The organism is Zhongshania sp., assembly GCF_041584495.1.
Classification (GTDB): domain Bacteria; phylum Pseudomonadota; class Gammaproteobacteria; order Pseudomonadales; family Spongiibacteraceae; genus Spongiibacter.
Window position 1 is genome coordinate 1 of sequence record NZ_JBFHDY010000190.1, and the last position, 3,948, is coordinate 3,948.

Consider the following 3,948-nt stretch of genomic DNA (forward strand, 5'->3'; position numbering starts at 1 on the left):
GCCCCTGATTTCTGGCTTGTTCCAGATGACCGCGCTGGCGATGGCAGCGAAGGCGCGTACCAAAAAGTGCTGAACCATTTGGCGCGTGATTCGGCAAATATCAACTATACCCCTGACGGTAACACCGTAGAGACAGCCATAGGTGAGCGGGCAAAGACCGTCGACTTGGCGGCCACAACAGGCGCGACTCTAGTGGGGTACGACGGCGAATCCGCCAACGTCAAGCTAGCCCTTGATGCACGAGTCCCCACCGTTGCGACGCTGGGGGAGTTGCAGGCACTTGGTACTGGATTGGCTGCTGGTAGCGCACAGCGCTGGTACAACGGGCTGTTGTTCACCCTGAAAAACGATCAGGACTACAGCACGTTAATCGCTGTTGATAATGTTGGATACGTTATTGAGACCACTCTTTCGGCAGCGGCTGCATGGGTGGCGGAAGGCTATGATAAAGAAGTGTGGGTGGATAAATTCGGTGCCAAAGCAGATGGCACGGCCTACACATCTGAATGGCAGCGGGCCTTAGATACAGCCGCAGCGATTGGCCATAACACAACAAAATTGCCCCCTGGGACTTGGATAACCGGCGCGCTGACTCACGCCCCGAGTGGGTTTACGCTGATTGGTGAAGGCCGCCCCGGCAATCAAGATGCTACCGACAAATGCGAAATCAAGGCGGCATCGACTGGAATAACAATTTTTTCATCGAACGCGATTAGTGTTGTTTCTCGCCCAACAGTTAAAGGTATCACTTTCAGAGGGGTAAACAGCTCAGACATAACAACACGTTGCTTTGATTGGAGCGACCAAACCAATGTATATGGCCCTGTTTTTGAGGATGTGGGGTTTATTGATTGCAATTATGGCGTGATAGGTAAGCCGGGAACAAACGCCGCATTTGCCGCTGAATTCATCCGGGTGCATCACTGGAACGTAGCTACTGCTGCGGTTGTCGGTTTTGGCGGTCCTAGCAACATCTATTCAAACTGTCGGACAGGTCTGGTGCCGTCCAGTGCTGCGCGTCAGATGACCAATGTCACTCAGGCAAACCCCGCAGTGGCCAGCTTTGATAATGCGAACGGCATTATCCGTGAGGGTGATCTTATTTATTTCACCGGGATGGCTGGCATGACCGAGATTAACGATCTCGTTCTCATGGCTCGTAATGTAACGGCGACAGGGTGCGAGATTCAAAACCTGAACTCTACTAGTTTTGGGGCTTTCGCTGACGGATACATTCGGCGCTGTGCTACAGGGTTCTGGTTGTCAGGCCCGTCTGACCTCGTGCTGAACGCAGACACTGCCGCCAAGACGAGTGGTATCGGGTCTACTCAATTCATGGTGGGTGAGTCCCCACGGCGAAACTACAACGGCACAGCAACAACATTGACGGCCCAAGCTAATTTCCAGTCTGCGCACTTAGAAGGCGTCCGAGCTGCTTTCGTCTGGGTCAACTCAGGCTCCTCTGCGAGTGGGATGCGCAGCCATTTTAACACTGGGCCAAATCCACTACCGCGGGCTGTTTACTATGAGTTCCTAAACACTCAGTGTCATTGGGATGAGAGTCGATTCGGCACCGATCCGGGAGGCAGCTATGACCAGCATTTCCAAGTGGCTGCGGTAGACAAGGCAACTGGCGAGTTGAAAATCCGCCCACTTTTCGCAAACGAGAGCCTGATTATCTCTGGCGTAACCGTGAAAGACGCACTCAAGATTGAGACCGATTATGTACTGTCGTCACAAGTTGCCAGTACTCAGTCCATACCCACAGCGACATATACAAAAGTGTTGTTCTCGTCTGATGTTATTGATTCGAGAAACTGGAGTTCGAGCGGTACGTTCACACCACAAGCGCCGGGCATTTTCCGTGACTACGGTTACATACGAATCACAGATGCGGCGGCTGGCGAGCTTTATCGGATAGCGTTATACAAAAACGGGGCGCTGCTTACTGAGCTGCGGAACGTGGTATCAACCACTGCATTGCAAACCTTCTCTTACGAGTTCACATATGACTCAGCGGCTGGCGATACATGGGAAATATATTTGCACCAGAATAGTGGAGCGAATCGAACGGTATCAGGAGGTCTAAACTCATCGCGTGCAATCCAGAAAATCAGGTGACCCACGATTAGAGGTCTAAGGAATGAAGATGCAAGCACAAGACATACCACAAGCAGTTAATGGAGTGACGGCGAGCGGGCTTTCTTTAACCTGGCTGTCAGCCGGATGGGCGTGGATGGGCAACAATAGCGACCAGATAACTGTGGTATTCGGCTTTATTGGTCTGTGTATTACGGCCTATGGTGTTTTGCGGAGGCGGAAGTGAAATACAAATTCGGCCCTCGCTCTCAGAAACACCTCGATGCTTGCCACCCCTTATTACAAAAGGTTCTAACCAGAACATTAAATTTCGGTGTGATGGACTTCTCAGTTATAGAAGGGCATCGTACTATAGAGAGGCAGCAAGAGTTATACGCAGAGGGAAAGAGCCAGATTGACGGCGTGACAAAGCGGGGTAAACACAATGCGCTACCTTCAAGAGCGGTTGACATCATACCTTACCCGCCCACCGTCAATGGCGTTAACGTTTGGAAGGATAGCGGTCGATTCCATGTGCTTGCTGGCCTTGTTTATGCTGCGGCAGCTTTGGAGGGCGTTAATATCCGCTGGGGTGGTGATTGGGATGGCGATGGTAATAATGCTGATTCCAGTTTTCACGATTTGCCTCATTTTGAGTTACTGGATTCATAACGGAGAATACTAATGGCGCATGCTATGTCTCCAGTAGAGGCGAACTGCTTAAAATGCGGGACATTTTACGTTAAGTCACACTCTCAGATGAAGTTTTGCAGCAATATTTGCAGATTGATGAGCCGGGTGAAGATGGGGCGATGCTGGGAGTTTTTGGGAGCAAAAAACAACAGAGGTTACGGCATTATAACTGTTGATGGTCGCCAGCGCTTAACCCACAGGTTTATGTATGAGCAAGTTAACGGGGAAATCTCTGATAGCTTGTTTGTATGCCACTCATGTGACAATCCGTCTTGTTGTAATCCCGACCATTTATTCCTAGGGACAGCGAAAGAAAATACGGATGACATGTGGCAGAAGGGGCGGCAGCAAAACTATAAGAACATGGATAGAGGCTCTAGCAGAAAATCGGCAGCCTTGGATGAGTATGATGTTATCAACATAAGAGTTATGCTGTCTCGTAATTATCGGCAGTCTGAAATAGCAGATTTGTACTCTATATCAAGATCGGTTGTTAACCGAATACATCGCGGCCAATCCTGGACGCACGTATGAACTATTCGCAACGGAGCAGAACGATGATCCACTACGTAAAAGCACTGACGGGCCTGATTGGCGCTGTGACCACAATCAAGAATCTCAAATCCAAGTCAACCGTTGCTGGGGTGTCGGCAGGCGCTACCGGCGCAGTAGTGGCCTCTCAGACCCTGCCGCCCGATTCCCCGGAGGCTATCATCACCAACTTTGTCTGTGCTGCTATCGCCCTGTATGGGCTGTTTAAGGGCGCTCGGCAGTGACCGCCCTGTGTGTCGTCTTCGCCGTGGCGCTAGGGATGGAAACCATCTCTATGCTGAGGGCGATGAAATGACCCCCAACGGCGCGATAACAATATTCGTTGTCGCGTTTGTTATAGCCCTGATTCTTTCCTTTTTGTGAGGTGGTGGTATGGGTGATGTAACGCGCTTGCCGGACATCCGGTCTGAATACAGGGAGCTGATGGTAAGGGGTTTACGCACTATCGCTGACGCCATAGAGCAGGGCGTTGACGATTACGACGCAATGCTGGTTGTCCCCTACTACTCAGACTCTCACGAGATTGACCCGCACTGCTTTAATCTGAGCAACCCAGAGCTTTCATGGATCGGCGCACAGTTAGTAAACTGGGCGATTGTCGATCATAGTGAATGCGATGAAGAC

5 protein-coding genes are annotated in these 3,948 nt (G+C 50.8%); all 5 read left to right on the forward strand.

From position 1 onward, the window contains the following. On the forward strand, window positions 1–2,121 hold a 2,121-nt coding region (locus ABYP33_RS17670; protein WP_373092518.1), incomplete at its 5' end, for a hypothetical protein. 201 nt (window positions 2,122–2,322) lie between these two features. Beyond that, window positions 2,323–2,751 (forward strand): M15 family metallopeptidase, encoded by a 429-nt coding sequence (locus tag ABYP33_RS17675; RefSeq protein ID WP_373092520.1) that lies wholly within the window; start codon window positions 2,323–2,325, stop codon window positions 2,749–2,751. Window positions 2,752–2,883: 132 nt separating this feature from the next. After that, a complete protein-coding gene (locus ABYP33_RS17680; protein ID WP_373092526.1) occupies window positions 2,884–3,306 on the forward strand; it encodes an HNH endonuclease signature motif containing protein in 423 nt (140 codons plus the stop codon). Between the two features lie 23 nt (window positions 3,307–3,329). Further along, entirely contained in the window at window positions 3,330–3,548 is a 219-nt protein-coding gene (locus tag ABYP33_RS17685) for a hypothetical protein (RefSeq protein ID WP_373092522.1), read from the forward strand. A gap of 148 nt (window positions 3,549–3,696) precedes the next feature. Further along, window positions 3,697–3,948 (forward strand): hypothetical protein (locus ABYP33_RS17690; RefSeq protein WP_373092524.1); only part of this gene is annotated, 252 nt, incomplete at its 3' end.